Source organism: Anaerotignum sp. (assembly GCF_040307045.1).
Lineage (GTDB): Bacteria > Bacillota > Clostridia > Lachnospirales > Anaerotignaceae > Chakrabartyella.
This window is the reverse complement of the sequence record NZ_JAWRKF010000002.1, coordinates 280,571-296,757: the sequence shown is the minus strand read 5'-3', so window position 1 is coordinate 296,757 and position 16,187 is coordinate 280,571. Positions and strand designations below refer to the sequence as shown.

Annotated in this window: 11 protein-coding genes; 5 read left to right on the top strand and 6 right to left on the bottom strand. The window is 38.2% G+C overall.

The window, feature by feature from the left end:
• Window positions 1–249 precede the first annotated feature (249 nt).
• From ABVZ64_RS01325 to ABVZ64_RS01315, 3 genes are all read left to right on the top strand, one after another.
• Window positions 250–1,176 (top strand): DMT family transporter, encoded by a 927-nt coding sequence (locus ABVZ64_RS01325; RefSeq protein WP_352399256.1) that lies wholly within the window; start codon window positions 250–252, stop codon window positions 1,174–1,176.
• On the top strand, window positions 1,169–2,350 hold the full coding sequence (locus tag ABVZ64_RS01320; protein ID WP_352399255.1) for a M20 metallopeptidase family protein: 1,182 nt from the start codon (window positions 1,169–1,171) through the stop codon (window positions 2,348–2,350). The genes ABVZ64_RS01325 and ABVZ64_RS01320 overlap by 8 nt, the downstream gene beginning before the upstream one ends.
• 888 nt (window positions 2,351–3,238) lie before the next feature.
• The gene (locus ABVZ64_RS01315) at window positions 3,239–4,246 is read left to right on the top strand and encodes an HD-GYP domain-containing protein (RefSeq protein WP_352399254.1); all 1,008 of its coding nucleotides are present in this window, start codon (window positions 3,239–3,241) and stop codon (window positions 4,244–4,246) included.
• Window positions 4,247–4,457: 211 nt separating this feature from the next.
• Here the strand turns inward: ABVZ64_RS01315 and ABVZ64_RS01310 are convergent, their stop codons facing one another.
• The 3 genes from ABVZ64_RS01310 to ABVZ64_RS01300 form a co-directional block, all read right to left on the bottom strand.
• Window positions 4,458–5,363, bottom strand: coding sequence for a glycyl-radical enzyme activating protein (locus ABVZ64_RS01310; RefSeq protein ID WP_352399253.1), 906 nt, complete (start codon window positions 5,361–5,363; stop codon window positions 4,458–4,460).
• Window positions 5,364–5,423: 60 nt separating this feature from the next.
• Window positions 5,424–7,796: a glycyl radical protein gene (locus ABVZ64_RS01305; RefSeq protein WP_352399252.1), complete on the bottom strand. Its 2,373-nt coding sequence runs from the start codon at window positions 7,794–7,796 to the stop codon at window positions 5,424–5,426.
• A 527-nt stretch (window positions 7,797–8,323) separates the two neighbouring features.
• Window positions 8,324–8,875 (bottom strand): helix-turn-helix domain-containing protein, encoded by a 552-nt coding sequence (locus ABVZ64_RS01300; RefSeq protein WP_352399251.1) that lies wholly within the window; start codon window positions 8,873–8,875, stop codon window positions 8,324–8,326.
• 303 nt (window positions 8,876–9,178) lie between these two features.
• On the opposite strand from ABVZ64_RS01300, the gene spoIVA reads away from it, so the two are divergent.
• Window positions 9,179–10,657: a stage IV sporulation protein A gene (spoIVA, locus tag ABVZ64_RS01295; protein WP_352399250.1), complete on the top strand. Its 1,479-nt coding sequence runs from the start codon at window positions 9,179–9,181 to the stop codon at window positions 10,655–10,657.
• A 252-nt stretch (window positions 10,658–10,909) separates the two neighbouring features.
• Complete coding sequence (locus ABVZ64_RS01290) at window positions 10,910–11,311, top strand: pyridoxamine 5'-phosphate oxidase family protein (protein WP_352399249.1); 402 nt, start codon at window positions 10,910–10,912, stop codon at window positions 11,309–11,311.
• Between the two features lie 102 nt (window positions 11,312–11,413).
• Here ABVZ64_RS01290 and ABVZ64_RS01285 read toward each other — a convergent pair whose 3' ends face one another.
• From ABVZ64_RS01285 to ABVZ64_RS01275, 3 genes are read right to left on the bottom strand one after another with little or no spacing between them, the layout of a single operon-like run.
• The gene (locus ABVZ64_RS01285; protein WP_352399248.1) at window positions 11,414–12,655 is read right to left on the bottom strand and encodes a peptidoglycan-binding protein; all 1,242 of its coding nucleotides are present in this window, start codon (window positions 12,653–12,655) and stop codon (window positions 11,414–11,416) included.
• A 26-nt stretch (window positions 12,656–12,681) separates the two neighbouring features.
• Window positions 12,682–14,418: a S8 family peptidase gene (locus tag ABVZ64_RS01280; RefSeq protein ID WP_352399247.1), complete on the bottom strand. Its 1,737-nt coding sequence runs from the start codon at window positions 14,416–14,418 to the stop codon at window positions 12,682–12,684.
• Complete coding sequence (locus ABVZ64_RS01275; protein ID WP_352399246.1) at window positions 14,403–16,172, bottom strand: S8 family peptidase; 1,770 nt, start codon at window positions 16,170–16,172, stop codon at window positions 14,403–14,405. Before ABVZ64_RS01275 ends, ABVZ64_RS01280 begins: the two co-directional genes overlap by 16 nt.
• Window positions 16,173–16,187: the final 15 nt, after the last annotated feature.

The following is a 16,187-nucleotide window of genomic DNA, read 5'->3' as shown; positions in this document are numbered from 1 at the left end:
GAACCCTCGAAAGGACACCCTTACGTGGGTTTTTCAACAATTTACAATTTTGATTTTTGCCGAAAAATCTTGGTGGGAATGATAGGTTCACAAACAGTGTAGTCTTTCAAAAAATAATGGAGCGATGGTTTGAAAGAGATATCACTGGTGTAAAAAATTAGTTTTTTCACTCGTTGTTAACAGGGGGCATATTCATTGAAATAAAATTATTTCTAAATATGGCCTTGGATATTCTTAAGGTGAGATAATATGAAGAATAGTAATGCATACCCATTGTTCATTATGATTGCAGCTTTTTGCTGGGGAATTAGCGGTATTTTTACAAAGGTAATTACCCGCCATGGCTTTACACCCATGGAAATGGGTTTCATAAAAACATTCATTGCTATGCTTATCTTGATGGTTTACTTTAGCAAGAAAGGTAAAGGTGTATACAAGTTAAAAAAAAAGGCTGATCTGAAAGATTTTATTACAATTAGCATTTTTGGGTACTCCCTTTATTCCGTGGCATATATTTTTACGGTAAATGAAATAGGGGTAGGCCTTGCAGGGGCAATGCTTTATACCAAGACTGGGCTTGTGTTGGTATTCTCCTCATTTGTATTTGGGAAGAAGATTACTTTAAAAAGCTTGCTAATTATTATGCTAACCATTTTGGGGTGTTTATGTATATCGGGTGTCTTTTCACCACAGCAAGTTTCCATTACATTTAAGGGGATAGCTTGGGGCGTGGCATCTGGGATAGGTTTCGCAATTTATGATGTATTTGGAAAACGATCTTTAGATAAATATTCATCGGAAACAGTTACATTATATACGTTTATCATTGCTACTATTTTGATGGGAATTCTGGCCAATCCAATTACAACAATTGTAAAAATTTTTCAGATGAATACATTGCCCTTTATGATTTTGTATGCTATGGTTGTTTCAGTTGTGCCATATCTGTTATATGCAAAAGGGCTTTCCAAAGTGGATGTAAGTGTGGCGGCAGTTATCTCTACATTTGAACTGATGGTTGCCTCTGTTGCTGGTATCGTTTTGTATAACGAATCAATCACTTTTTTGAAAATTGTGGGCATATTATTTATGATAAGTTCAGTATGCGTTTTAAGTATATCATCATCGAATAAAGCAGCAAAACGAACGAATGTTGGGGAGATTGAGTATGATTGATGTAAAGAAGGAAGTAAGTGGATTTGAAAGTGAACTTATTGCACTCAGAAGGGATTTTCATGAAAACCCAGAACTTGGTTTTAAGGAGTTTCGAACTTCAAAAATAATATATGATTATTTGAAAAAGCTAAATATGGAAGTGAAAAATATTTCTAGAACAGGTGTTGTAGGTATTTTAAATGGAGAAAAAGGCTGTGGTAAAACCATTTTACTCCGAGCCAGTATGGACGCCTTACCTATGCAAGAAAAGACAGGTCTTCCCTTCACTTCTGTTTTTGATGGTGTGATGCATGCATCGGGACACGATGGAGATATGGCTGTGCTCTTGGTTGTGGCTAAGGTTCTTGCAAGGCACAGGGATATATTTAAGGGCAATATAAAGTTTGTATTTCAGCCCAATGAAGAAGAGGCAGGAATGTTGTCTATGATTGATGACGGGATTTTAGAAAATCCACCTGTGGATGCAGCATTTGCATTACGGCATTGGAGTGCCATCGAATCAGGGAGGTTGGGCCTTACGGCGGGGGCTGTATTGGGGACAACAGAGGAATTTGAAATTACGATTTATGGAAAATCTGGCAACACTTCTGCACCTAACACAGGAAAGGATGCCATTATGTGCGCTGCAAAGATCATAGAGGCATTACAATTTTTAGAAACCAGAGAGTACAACCCAATGCACCCCATGGTCATTATGATTGGTCAGATTTCTGGTGGAACAGCCAGAACCATTATTTCAGATGAAGTGAAAATGGGTGGTACAATCAGATTTCTTTTTCCCGATGAAAAAGAAAACAAGGAGCGAGTGATAGCGGCTTTTAAGCGGGTTGTGCGGGGTGTTTGCGAAACATACTCCATGGAGTATAAAGTGCAATTTATTCCTAGTAACCCTTCTTTAATCAATGATAAGAAGTTGGTATATCTCATGAAAAGTGTTGCTTCAAATACCTTTGGAACAGAGTTTAATATCGATAGCTTTACAGGGTTGATGGGGGAAGATTTTGCAGAGGTTAGTCATAGAGTTCCGTCGGTTATGACCTTTTTGGGGGTTCATAATGAGGAAAAGGGTAATGTTTTTCCACAAAATCACCCTCAGTTTAGTATTGATGAAGATGTCATGAAATTTGGGGCAGAATTGCAAATTAGAGCGGCACTGAAATATCTGAATGACTAAAAATAAGAATTTAGTGCCAGCCCAGGTAACTTTGTCTTCTCTTTGCATATGAAAGGAAAAATGCTTCACAACTTTTTAGCACTTTTAAAAAGAAATGGAAATCATAGAATAGGTCAAATATTGTACTGGTTCAATGTCCTCACTTTTAGGTTTAAGGTGGGGATATTTTTTATGTTAAGGGATACAAATTGTAGTTTTTTAATTAAGAGTTGTATTTTCATTAAAAACATAAATTTAAGTGTTATTTAAAGTGGAAATTTTATAACTAAAGTAACCCAGAAAACAAAATAGTTATAAAAGGCGAATAAATTAAAATTTTTAATGAATAATTCATTTTTTTATGCATAAAAACCTTTTCTTTTTTTGAAAAAATAAAGTTAAAATTATTTTTTTGTAATTTAAAATAAAACTAGAGCGTTAAAATACTAAAATTTTGATTGTAATATAACAAAAAATAACCTTTTTTTGTTATATAAATGAAAAAAAATAATTAAATTATATTTCGTAAATTTGAAATGTAATTTGCATTTTTTGCTGTAATTTGGTAAAATAGGTTTTACTGAAATGTATGATATATCGTTAGCAATGGTTGGATTATAATTCTAAATTAAACTCGAAATTTTCATGAAATACCAATAGTTCATTACTCTACCATGTCTGTTTTTCGTTTCTGGGGGTGTGTTTTTTAAACGTGTATTTAGAGGGAGATTGTAATTGAGAAAACTAGATTCAAAGGGTATTGCTTATTTGAATAAATCTATTAAAATAAATAATATATGGAAATTTGTCATATTATAAAAGTGCATTTCTAAGTTGTAGGTATCCCATTAGTATGGACAAGCTAAAAGCGGTGTCCCCAGTACATAGAAAGTAAATAGGTGGCAATCAATGCGATATTTACCAATACACCAAATTAATGAAGAATCGATATTGGCAATTCCTGTGTATAATGATAGCGGGAGTATTCTGTTAAATGCGAATACCATATTGAAACGTGCGTACATAAGCAAATTATCATTACTTGGCTATGCGGGGTTATATATCTACGATGATATATCCGAGGGCATATTTGTAAAGGAATTACTTTCTGAGCAACTAAAAAGAAGTACCGTTAAGGCCTTGAAATCCTTTAACCTTGATGCGTGTAGGCTTATGGCCCATTCCATTGTGGACGAACTGCTAAGTCAATCTGATGTATCTGTGGATATGGTCAATATTGCTGCCTTTGACAATTATACTTACGCTCATTGTATTAATGTTGCAGTGCTATCTGTTATTGTAGGCATTGGCATGGGTTTGAATTATAACCAATTAAAGCATCTATCTGAAGCGGCACTCCTTCATGATATTGGCAAGGTTAACATTAGCCTTGATATTCTAAACAAAAAAGAAAAACTAACCAACGATGAAATGAAAATAATTCGTTCCCATGCGGAAGAAGGGTACAATATTATCAAAGACAACTTTATGATTTCCGGAATTGTAAAGAATGCAGTCCTTTCTCATCATGAAAATGAAGATGGAACTGGTTACCCTCGTCAGCTAAAGGGTAATCAAATCCACTTGTATGCGAAGATCATTCATGTGTGTGATGTGTATGATGCTCTGGTGTCCAATAGAGTTTATAGAAAAGCGATGAACCCGGCTGACGCCTTAGAGTATTTGATGTCAAACTGTTGGATTATGTTTGATGTATATTGTGTGAAAAAAATAATGGAATATGTATCCCCATACCCCACGGGGATAACTGTTCAGCTTTCCAATGGTCAAAATGCTTTGGTGGTTCAGCAAAACCGAATTCATCATTTGAGACCAAAGGTTGTCATTACAGAAACACAAAAAGAAATCGATTTAATGAAGGTTTTGAATTTAACCATTGTAAAAATTATTACCTAAATGCTGCGTTCCCTGTTCCTACTCATTCTGTTGTTTCACACAGTATAAAATAAGAACAGGGAGTTTTTGTACGGATTTCGGGAAGTCCCATTGGCAGAAGTATTCCCCGGGGAAAGGCTTGAATACATACTTGAAATAGAACTGAAACAAGGAGGCCCAATGGGATAGAGTGCCCGCAAAAAACTTGGCAACACGCTTATTACCACGATGATTAATAGGTGACAACTTCGATTCCGTGGTTTCTAAAAATTTTGTATGCATGGTTCATTTGCTCTTGTGATGGCGTTGTAAAGGAAACAAATTTGTCTTTTATACCCAAAGAAATATATTTTGCCTTTCCCAATTCGTGATAGGGTAGCAATTCAATATTGGCATTTGGTAAATGCTTTTGCATAAAATCTGCTGTGTTATTTAGATTTGCATCATCTAAATTTACTTCAACGATGGCGGGGATTCGAATGGTGATAGGGATGCCCAGGGCATATATTTTTTTTGCATTTTCTAATATAATTTTGTTATCACAGCCAGTAAACTGCTTATGTTTTTCTTTATTCATATGTTTTATATCCAAAAAGACATGGCCGAACTTTGGCAATATCTCTTTCACTACTTCAAAGTCAAAATATCCACAGGTTTCTACCCATGATTCCACGCCCAATTCTTCAAGTTTTATTAATAAAGCTGCCATGAATTCATGCTGTAAAAATGGCTCTCCACCAGAGAAGGTAACGCCACCTCCCGTATAACGAAAAAATAAGGCATCTCTTTCTATTTTCTTCATGACATCGTCTACACTTTTTTTCATGCAGGCCAAATCCAATGCTTTTTTTGTGCAGACATTAACGCATGCACCGCAAACCAAACAATGCTCATTAGGACGGTTCATTTCACAGGGCACTAATTTTTGGGGACAGGCTAGTGTACATTTCATGCAACCAATGCATTTGTGGCGATAAAAGATCAATTTTTGCTTTTTTGTCCATGATTCGGGGTTGGCACACCATTGACAGCGTAGATTGCAACCAGCAAGAAATAGGGTAGTTCTTACACCATCACCATCGTGAATAGAGTAATCTTGCATTTGTATAATGACACCTTGATTTGTATATTGGTTCATACCATTTCTCCTATTTGCACCCCCTGCCCCAAAAAGGGAGCAGGTGTTTTTTTGTAGTGATTATATGGTTTCATGGGCGGTTCTTGCAATAATTGCCTCTTGCATCTCTGGAGATAAATTCACAAATTGGGTGCTATAACCGGCAACACGCACCAAGAGGTCCTTGTAATCCTGAGGATTTTCTTGTGCCTTTCTCAAAACGTCTGTGGAAAGAGTGTTAAATTGAACGTGGAATGCCCCAAGGGAAAAATAAGCACGGATGATATTGCCTAAATCCCTTTTTCCTTTTGCTGTTTTCACCATGTCTTGGCTTAAACGCAGATTTAGCAAAGTGCCGCCAGTATGGACATCATGGTTCATTTTTGCACTAGAGCGCATTGCTGCCAAGGGGCTTGAAATATCGCTTCCGGCATAAGGGGAAACTCCCTCGGTAATGGGTTTTTTGGCCTCTCTGCCACAAGGTGTTGCACCTACAATTCTTCCGGTGGGGATGTAATTGGAAATCCCCATGAAGGCAGAATTAAACTTCGAACCGAAAATATCTGTATGAGCTCTTGTTTCTAAATAATAGTAATTTGCGATTTCTCTGGCAATGTTGTCTACATAATCATCATCATTACCGTATTTTGGCACACTAAGGGCCTTTGCTCGCAAATCCTCATAGCCCACCCAATTTGCATTTAATGCTGCATCTAACTCCGCCATGGTGGTAACTTCATCTTCAAAAACAAGCTTTTTGATTACGGCTAGGGAGTTTGCGACAACGGCAAGGCCGATACCGGTAAGGACAGGACCTACATTATAGTGGGCACCTCCTTGAGAAAGGTCTTTTCCATTTTTTATACAGTCCTCTACGCAGGTGGAGAGGAAGGGTCTTGGAACCAGTTTCGTATGTAGTTTTTGGGCTATAACTGTTGCAACCACACTATGATAGATAAGGTTTTTCAGTTGCTCCAAAGCTGCGGATTTTACTTCTTGGTAAGACTGATATTGGGTTACAGGTTTGGCATCCAATCCTAGTTTTTCTCCGGTGAGTCTGCTTTTGCCCTCATTGAGTGCATATTCCAAAGCAGCCGCAAAGTTGATGTTTACAGCAGCGGTCCATTGGCCTGTTTTACGGAAGTGGGGAACAACACAACCACAGTTACTCCAGTCTCTGGCATCCTCAGGCTCATATCCAGCTTGAAGAAGCATTTGTACTCCAGCCTGATCATTATGTATTGCGGGGAAGCCTGTGCCTTTGCTCACCAGTTCTACTATGGCATCCAAGAATTTTTGAGGACAGTCAGCATGAATTCTGACACTTAACCCGGGCTGATGGGTTTTAACCTTGTTGGTTGCTTCCAAGCAAATGTAGGAGAGCTCATTGGTAGCGTCGGATCCATCCCGTTTTCTACCTCCCACGGTAAGGTTTTGAAATTGATTATATCCAGCAAAATACCCTGTAGTATTGGCTGAGATGGTCCAAACCCATTCGGAAAATTTTAGCCAAAGGGCTTGCACAAATTCCTCGGCATCTTCTCTTCTCATTACCCCGGATTTTATATCAGCATCATAGTATGGGAACATATATTGATCAAATCGCCCTGGGTTTAACGCCAAGGGATTTTCCGAAATAATTGCACCCAATTGCACAAACCAAACAAATTGAACTGCTTCGTGGAAAGAGGTAGGTGGATTTGCAGGAACATTACGACACACCTTTGAAATTTTTAAGAGCTCATTGCTGCGATCTTCTTCTCTCACTTGATTTGCCAGTTGTTCGGCCAACTCAGCATATCTTTCGGCAAGGCGTATGATGCCTTTGCTGGTTAAGATGGTTGATTGATAGAATGTGATTTTATCTAAGTCATCAGGGTTAGCATAATCTAATTTTGCCAGGTTTTCTTCTGCCTGCTTTAGAATTCCCTGAAAGCCCAGAGGAAATAAAACGTCTTGGTAATCTGGTGTAACTTCGCCCACTGCCTGGCGCCACTTTGAGTCATTATCCACAATTCCTGTATCAACAGCAATTTTTGCAGTTGCATCGGGTAGAATTGAAAGAAAATGTTCTTCAAGGGATTTTCCTTTCCAATATGGAAAAATATTTTTCCGAACATATTCTCTTTGCTCATCTGTCATTTCATAAGGATCTTGGGGGCGTTTGTCGAACATATCCATTTCTTTATCTACCCATCTCCAAGAGAATTCAGGGGTTAGGATACCACTTCTTCTGAATTTTCCTGCCGTTCCCACGATCAGCTCATCATCGAATATTTGAATCTCAAATTCATTGCAAAAATCATAAAAGGCCTGGGCTCTACGAATGGGAGTAGGCTGTCCCTCTGTACGCATATGAGACTGGGTAAAAATTCTTGCTCGCTCAATGCAAATCGATGGCTTTGAGTTAACATAATTTTGGCGTAAACGTTCAATTCGATTGGTTGTATCCATTTTGAACCTCCTTTGATGGTTGTGTTGAATCACATGATGATGGAATTCGTAGAAAACAGCTATTCATTCTTATGACATTCATGCGTTTTAAAAGTTATGAGTTACATTAATTGTATGTTATAACGCTCGATCATGGTTTTACTATTACACCGTTTTTGGGATTTGTCAATATGGATTACAACAAAATGAATCATTATTTTTAGAACATGCATATAAATTATTAAAGACGAATACAAATTTCAAAAATCTATAGAGAAAATAAATGATTTCACGTTAGATTGAACAAATTAAGATAAAAAATATCTTTTTGATCTGCAAAAAAGAGTGATAGAGTGGTATGACTATAAATAAATTAGCCAATAAAAACACATGGAAATTTAGGATGTTTTACAGTAGAATATTTTATTGTTACGGTGCTTTATGGGGATAGGAGAGAAAAACAGTTCAAAATTTTTGTTGCCAATAGGCGTAATATGGGTATAAAAAAAGTGACAAAACCTATAGATGATTTTGCCACAAAGAACCCATTATCGATATCGAATTACATTATGAAAAACCGTTTCTTCATTCGAAGGATTTGCATAGGCATGGCTCAATTCCCCATGAAAGGAAACGGCATCTCCTTCTTTAAGTAAATAAACTTTTTCGCTTATTGTCATTTCTAGTTGACCCTTAATTACTACAATGTATTCGTTTAATACGTTTGTATGGGGAAAGGATTCGTGACGACAATGGGGTTTCATGTGAATCTGTAAAAAATCCAAACCAGAAATAGGGTCAAAGGGGAAATAATTATAGAGTAGCATATCTCCATTTTCTTCCTGCAGCGGATAAATATCATCAATGCTTAAAATGTTTTTTTCCACGGAGGGCTTTGAAATAAAATTTGAAAAGGTTACTTTATAACCTGTTGAAATTTTCCATAGGGTTGAAATAGTGGGAATAGATTCCCCTCTTTCGATTTGACCAAGCATAGCCTTGGAGACACCCGTAAGTCTTGCGGCGGTGTCTAGACTAATTCTCATTTCTGTTCGTATTTTTCGCATTTCTTTTCCAATATCCGGTGGTATGCTGTACATTTTTTTCTCCTCATTTTTTCACGGTATATTCTATAAATTCTTTTCATAAAGTGCCTTAATTATATCAAAAACAATATTGTATATCAACTTTTTTGGTTTTCAATAATTTGTTGTGAGGCAAATACTTGGTAACTGCTAAATCACAAGGGGTGTCCTGTCTACAAAAAATTGTTGATAAAGATTTTAGTAGGCATGAAGTTCTTGATAAAAAATAAAAATATTCTGTTCTTCGTTCTATTCCCGTTATTTTCTCATAGAAATATATTGTATGGATACAGTTTGAAATCAAAGGAGGAAATTATAGTGGAGAAATTCGATATTTATAAAGATATTGCAGACAGGACAGGCGGAGATATTTATATTGGCGTGGTTGGGCCTGTGCGTACAGGAAAGTCTACGTTTATCAAGCGTTTTATGGATTTATTGGTGCTTCCCAATATTCCGAATGCCCACTCAAGAGAACGGGCCAAAGATGAGTTGCCACAATCCGCATCAGGCAAGACAATTATGACGACAGAGCCTAAGTTTGTGCCCAATGAGGCAGTTCAGATTACCCTTGGGGACAATACCGATATGCGGGTGCGCATGATTGACTGTGTTGGCTACTTGGTTCCAGAGGCAGAGGGACATATGGATGGGGAAATCCCTCGTATGGTACATACTCCTTGGTCAGAAAATGCAATGCCATTTTTGGAAGCGGCAGAAATGGGCACCAAAAAGGTTATTACTGACCATTCTACCATTGGCATTGTGGTAACAACCGACGGTACTGTTACCGAACTTCCTAGGGAAAATTATATTGACGCAGAAGAAAGGGTTGTAGGCGAGCTGAAAGAAATGGGCAAACCGTTTGTTATCCTTTTGAACACTGCAGCACCCTATGGGGAAACGGCAATTGCCTTGGGCAAAGACATGGAGGAGGAACATGGAGTTCCGGTTATTCCTGTAAATGTGGCTCAGTTGAAGGCTGATGATATCAAAAAGATTTTGGAGCGGGTATTATATCAATTCCCCATGAAAGAAATTCGTTTCTACTTCCCTGGCTGGGTAGAAACTTTGGAAGACGACCATTGGTTGAAAAGATCCCTTGTGGCAGGGTTAAAAGAAGTAATGGACAATGCAGAACGCTTGGCAGATGTTTCTAATGCCATTGTGAGCCTGGAGGACAAAGATTTCTTAAAGAAAGTATTCCCTGATAAGGTATTGCCAGGGGAGGGGGCTGTGGATGTTGCCCTGACCTTCGACGACGGGTTATTCTACCGTATTTTGAGTGAAACAGTTGATTTGCCCATTGAAAACGATTATTCCTTGATTTCAACCATCCGAATGCTTTCTGAAACGAAGAAAGAATATGATAAGATTGCCACAGCTCTTAATGATGTGAAGCGGAAAGGTTATGGCGTGGTTACTCCCGTATTTGAGGAGATTATGCTGGAAAAACCAGAAGTATTTAAGCAAGGAAGTCGATATGGAATTAAACTGCGTGCCAAGGGTGAATCCATCCATTTGATTAAAGCGGACGTGGAAACAGAAGTATCACCAATTATTGGAAACGAGGAACAATCTAGAGAATTTATTGATAACTTAATCTCAGATTATGAATCTGAACCTGAAAAGATTTGGGATTTGAATATTTTTGGCCGTACCTTAAGCTCTATGGTTAGTGATGGTATGCAAAACAAAATTTATCGTATGCCAGAGGATGCACAAATTAAATTGGCAGAAACCCTGCAAAAGATCGTAAACGAAGGAAGCGGCGGTTTGATTTGCATTATACTTTAATGCACAAAAGGGTTGTTGTCGAGAGACAACAACCCTTTTGTTTTGTTTAAAAACTGGTTTGCAAGGGTTAATCGTTTATTTTTATGAAGCAAATCAGAAAGTATAAAGTAGTGATTGGGTTTTGAAAATTTTACATAGAATTAAATAGGCAGCTAGTTAAAATAAATATAAAAATGTAATGTGATAAATTGTGTATATCTATCTTGAAAAGGATAAAAATAAAGGAAAGAATATTTAACTTTGGAGGTAGACATGAAAGAGATTATTGATTTTTTGAATAAGAATAAATTTGGGAACTTGGCAACCTGTGATGGAAGTAAACCCGACGCCCGTCCCTTTGAGGTGGCGTATATTTGTGAGGAAGGGTTTTTCTTTTACGCATCTTCTGACACAGCATTAAGCAAACAGTTAAAGGCGAATCCTAATATTTGCTTTTGTGCAACAGATGAAAAATATAATTATGTAAAGGTTACAGGAACAATAGCCTTTAGTAATAAGCAGCAAGATAAGGAAAAGGTTTTGGAGAACAGCCACTTTGCAAAAAAAGTTTTTGAGGCCAAGGGAAAAGATAAAATGGAAGTTTTTTATCTTCAGCATGGGGAGTGTATGTTGCATCAGCATGGGGATGGCAGCATCATTCAAAAAAGTTTTTGATCTCAAAATATGAATTAAAAAATAGTAATAAATTAGAGATTATAAAAAACAAAAAAGTATCTACTCTGAAAAGAATAGGTACTTTTTTTAGTTTATATTAATTTAGGCAAGTCTGGTTACAGCAACAAAAACATCGGAAATTTTATACCAAGTGGCAAGGTTAACTTCTCCCGTTTGGGGGAGTTTGAAAATTTGTTGAAAAATCTTAACGGATTCTGCCGTGTTTTGACCAAAGACGCCATCCTCTATTAATTTTGGGATGAGAGGGTAATTATTGGAGATTGCATTTAACTGCTCCTGAATTACTCGTACACTCTCTCCTGTTGACCCTATATTGAGGGGGGCACCGGGAAAGGAGGCAGGCACCCCTTCTACTTTTTCTGCCTGCTGAATTATAATGTCGCTACCATAGTAATTTTTTAAAATCTGCAGTGCAGTCAATCCTTGGTCAGCCAGTTCCTTAGAGCCCCATTGACTAAGCCAACCATCTCGTTTGACCCGTCTACCGTCACTATACTGGGTAAGTAGGGGCTGTTTGATATCGGGCCTTGTAATATAGCTTGTAAAGATTTCGTCAACAACTTCGGAAACCTCTTGAAAAATATTTCTGCCAAAGCTAAAAGCTTGATCATAGGCAGTGGAATTGGTAATGGTAAAGTTAAACCCTTTACCTCGATACCATTCAGTATAGACTCTGTTTAGGGTGAAAGAAAGCATTGCGTGAATGTTTGCCTTCAAAGCCTCTCTTGGCCAAGTAGCATAAATTTCGCTGCTGGCAACGTTTTTTATATAGTCCTTAAAGTCTACGGTGTAGTTGGGTGCAGATGCATCTTCAGGTACGCCGGCGTGGACAATTATAATGCTTGGCACAACAGGTTGGGGGAGTACAACTTGCCCTGTTGGTAAGGGCAGCCTTTTGACCTCGGACTCGGGGATTTTGGGCGGAAAGTCTCCAAATAGCACTGGGTAAGGTATATTAATATCTTCAAACTTTGGTGTTAGGGAAACCTGTTGGACGGCAGTGGTTTCCGGATAAATTTGCACATTATTAATGTTTGCATCGTTGTAATCTTCTAAAGTTACTTTTACGTTATACTGATTAAAGGGGCGAGGCATGTTGTCATCCATGGAATATTCAATGGGGGGAGCAGCTAAAGGTATGGGAGGGATCTGACCCAAAGCGTCGGTTTTTACCTCCTCTATGATTTCATTGTTATCAGGGTTAATGATACTTACGGTTGCCCCCTCGGCTGGTCTGCCTATATTCGTGAGGTAAGTATTCATTTCAAGAAGCCCAGTTCCGCCTAAGTAATTTGAACGTATGGAAATTTTATTGCCAAGCATAATAAACCTCCTTCTTAAAGAGAGCATTATAATAAATTGTAATTAATAATAGATTCTTTGATTACAGAAAAACTATTATATAGATTAAGTCTACCATAGCCCCATTTTATATTGGGGTAGACCATGTTTTGTTCTCTTGTACTACCGCTAATCAAAAAAGTTCGAACCAGATCTCCATCCATTGATGGAACATTACCTTGAATAATGCCCCACTCCAAAATGAGTGCTGCTGCACCAGCAGTAATAGCGGCAGAAACACTGGTTCCTGTTTTTGTGCCATAACCATAGGGATAAATTCCTTTTACACCAACGCCGGGAGCCACCAAATCCGGAGCCATACGGGGTAATCTTGTTGGCCCCCAAGAAGATGAAACATAAAGACTATTGTCCTTACTATTATAGGCACCACAAGTAATGCACCTTGGGGCAGTGGCGGGGTATACAATGGTGTATTCAGGTATGGGTTTTAATAATTCCACCAAAGGACTAACTTGGCCTTGAATGGGTAGCCAGACAAAATACTCTCCGCTTATAATATGATCTCCATAAATTGTTACATCCCAAATGCCTTGTGTCGTATTATGAAAACCAATGTGGATGACGTTATTAACACCTTTAAAGTATTCAATGGATACTGAAGTTCTTTCAAAAATCAACTTTTGATTGAATTTTCTGCCTACTCGGAAGGGGATTCTTGCAATGACCTCCCCCGTTGGAGATGTAACGCCAACGGAAATCTTGTCGTAGGCGGGGCTAGAAACGGAAACAATGAAGGAAGTATCCTGTTCACCTACATTAATACTAAAAGTATCTGTGTCTCCTGTTCTTGGAATTCGCCCTTGGGTATGGTGCCTTTGGTTGCTTTCGTTGCCAGCTGCGGCAACAAATGCATATCCTGCTCTTTGGGATACGAAAGAAATATAGTCTTCAAAGAGGGTGTTCCCATCGTGGCCGCTTGAGTTGGATCCCATGCTGATGCAAATAACCACTGGTAAATTCAACTCCTCAGAACGATCCAATATATACTTAATTCCTAGTAGATAATCCGTGGATTGGTAAAGGTTTGGATTGTCCTTTGGTAAAAGAAATCTATCAATGTAATACTCTTTAGCACGACGTAGTTTTACAGCCATAATATAGGATTTGGGTGCAGCGCCTATATATTCTCCTTTTTCATTACTGGCTGCCACGGAGGCCAAAAAGGTTCCATGACCATCTTCATCTATTGAAGGGACGATGGAAAAGGGATCCTCTGACTTTAAAGCGGCATTGATATCTTCTTGGGTATAAACGGAACCAAAGTATACATCGTCAGAGCGGCTTCCTTCAAGAGATTGATCCCAAATATTCAAAATCTTAGATGAACCATCTTCAAATTGGAAAGCCTCTTTTGTAAAGTCAATTCCGGTGTCAATAAAGCCAATGATGATACCTCTGCCGGAAAGATTAATAAAAGGTTGATTTAAAATTTGGGTGATGCCACTGTCTTCATTGCTTTGGCTGTCTAAGGGGGACATAATTTTGGGGAAGAACCCATTTATATCATTTCCTAATTCTTCAAATAAAGTTGGCAAGTTATCTTGGTTTGTATATACAATAACCAATTCATTTGCAAATTGGGTACCGAGTCTTAAAAAGGGTCTATCTTTTGCAAATTGCTTAAAGCGATCAGTATTAACTACGTTGAAATCTACGGTTGTTGGCAGTTTAATAAACTCCTCCAAGGGTAGATCAATTCCATTCATATTTACACCATTAGCCAAAAATAATCAGCTCCTAACCTATATTCTACTAAGTAGTTCATTGTAGTTTGTAAACATAGAGTGCCGTAACCAAAAGTCGCGTTAGGGTACAAGATATCCTCTCGCCTTGTCGCACCTTTTCGTAAAAAGGCTTTAACCCGTTCGCCGTACAGAAAGGGATCATTATTTTTTACAATGCCCCATTCCATCATCAGGGCAGCGGAGCCTGTAACATAAGGTGCAGCAAAGCTGGTGCCGGTAAAAGTATCATAACCACCACCAGTTTTGGTGGTTAATATATTAACGGCTGGGGCGGCAAGATCAGGAATGATGGAATTTGGCTGAACACCACCTCTACCGGAAAATGCTGCAATATTTCCCACTCGATCGTTATACCCGGCGACTTTAATCACCCTAGCAGCCGTACTGGGAATGGTTAACGTGTTATAGATAGATGAATCGGTAAAAAAGGTCTGTGCTGTTACCTCCTCTAGGGTAGGAAGCCAAATGTCAAAATTACCATCTACGATTGTCTGAGCATACAGCCTAATCTTATTTAGGCCCGCACTTAAAGTTCCATTCCTGGCTCTATAAACAACAAATATTTCCTGTAAATCAGAATAGTGACTTGGTTGGCCATAAAATATATCTACATCATAATTTGGTCTTCGAATTGTTTTTGTCTGGTTTTCTATACCAACTATTCCGGAGGAACTTCCGTCTGGGAAGATCAATTCAATCTCAAAATCATCGACGAAGTTTTTCCACAATGATAGATATAAACTTTCAAGCCCTGGTGCTGTAAAAAATTCAATCTCTTTTATTTCATTTGTTTTGATTATACCGCTAAAGTGATGGCCGGCAGCCCCTTCGTTTCCTGTGGGCACGATAATGGAGGTTTTCCATTCACTAGAAATATCTGAGATGAATGTTTCAAAAAGAGAGTTGCCTCGGTGAGATCCATTGTTCATACCAAAACTCATGTTAATGCAAACGGGTTTGTTGAGACCTTTTGCTTTGTCAATGACGTATTTTAAGGCCCTCATCAATTCTGTTGATCTGGCAAAAGATTGAAAACCTTTATAACCTACCTTTACAGCAATAATATCTGCTTCGGGGGCTACGCCAATGTTTACACTGTCACTAGCATTGCCGTTGCCAGCAGCGATGCCTGAAATAGCTGTTCCGTGACCATTGGTATCCACACTTGGTACAACAAGAAAAGGGTCTGGGCTTTGCAGGGCATTATTGATTTGTTGGGTATTATACTCGCTACCACTAAAGAAACCTGGGGGAGGAGTACCCATTTGGGTTTGATCCCAAATAAAGAGAATTCTACTGGTTCCATCTTTATTTCGAAAATCGGGGTGAGTATAATCTATGCCGGAATCAATGATGGCCACAATGACGCCGTTACCTCGTAGGCCCAAACCTGTGCTTCTTTGAACACTGGGTATGCAGGAGCTGATTAGGCTATTTGGTCCTTCTAAATATAGTTTTTTTGGTAGTTCCAGGTGTTCAATTTGTGGGTTTGCATTGAGTAATGAAAGTTTGGTTTTCTCAATTCTAATGATTGCATAGTCGTTATATAGTATTTCAGCCTCAGCACCTAGCTTTTGTGATAAACTGTAAATGTCGCCATTAAACTTGACGATAACCTCGATATCACTGATAAATGGATTTTTTTCTTCATCTAATCTAAAGTCTGTTGAATTTTTATTGGTGGGAAACCTGAACCTAGGAGTACTAGCGACGTATCTATAATTTCTTGGCATAATTTTCACCCCATT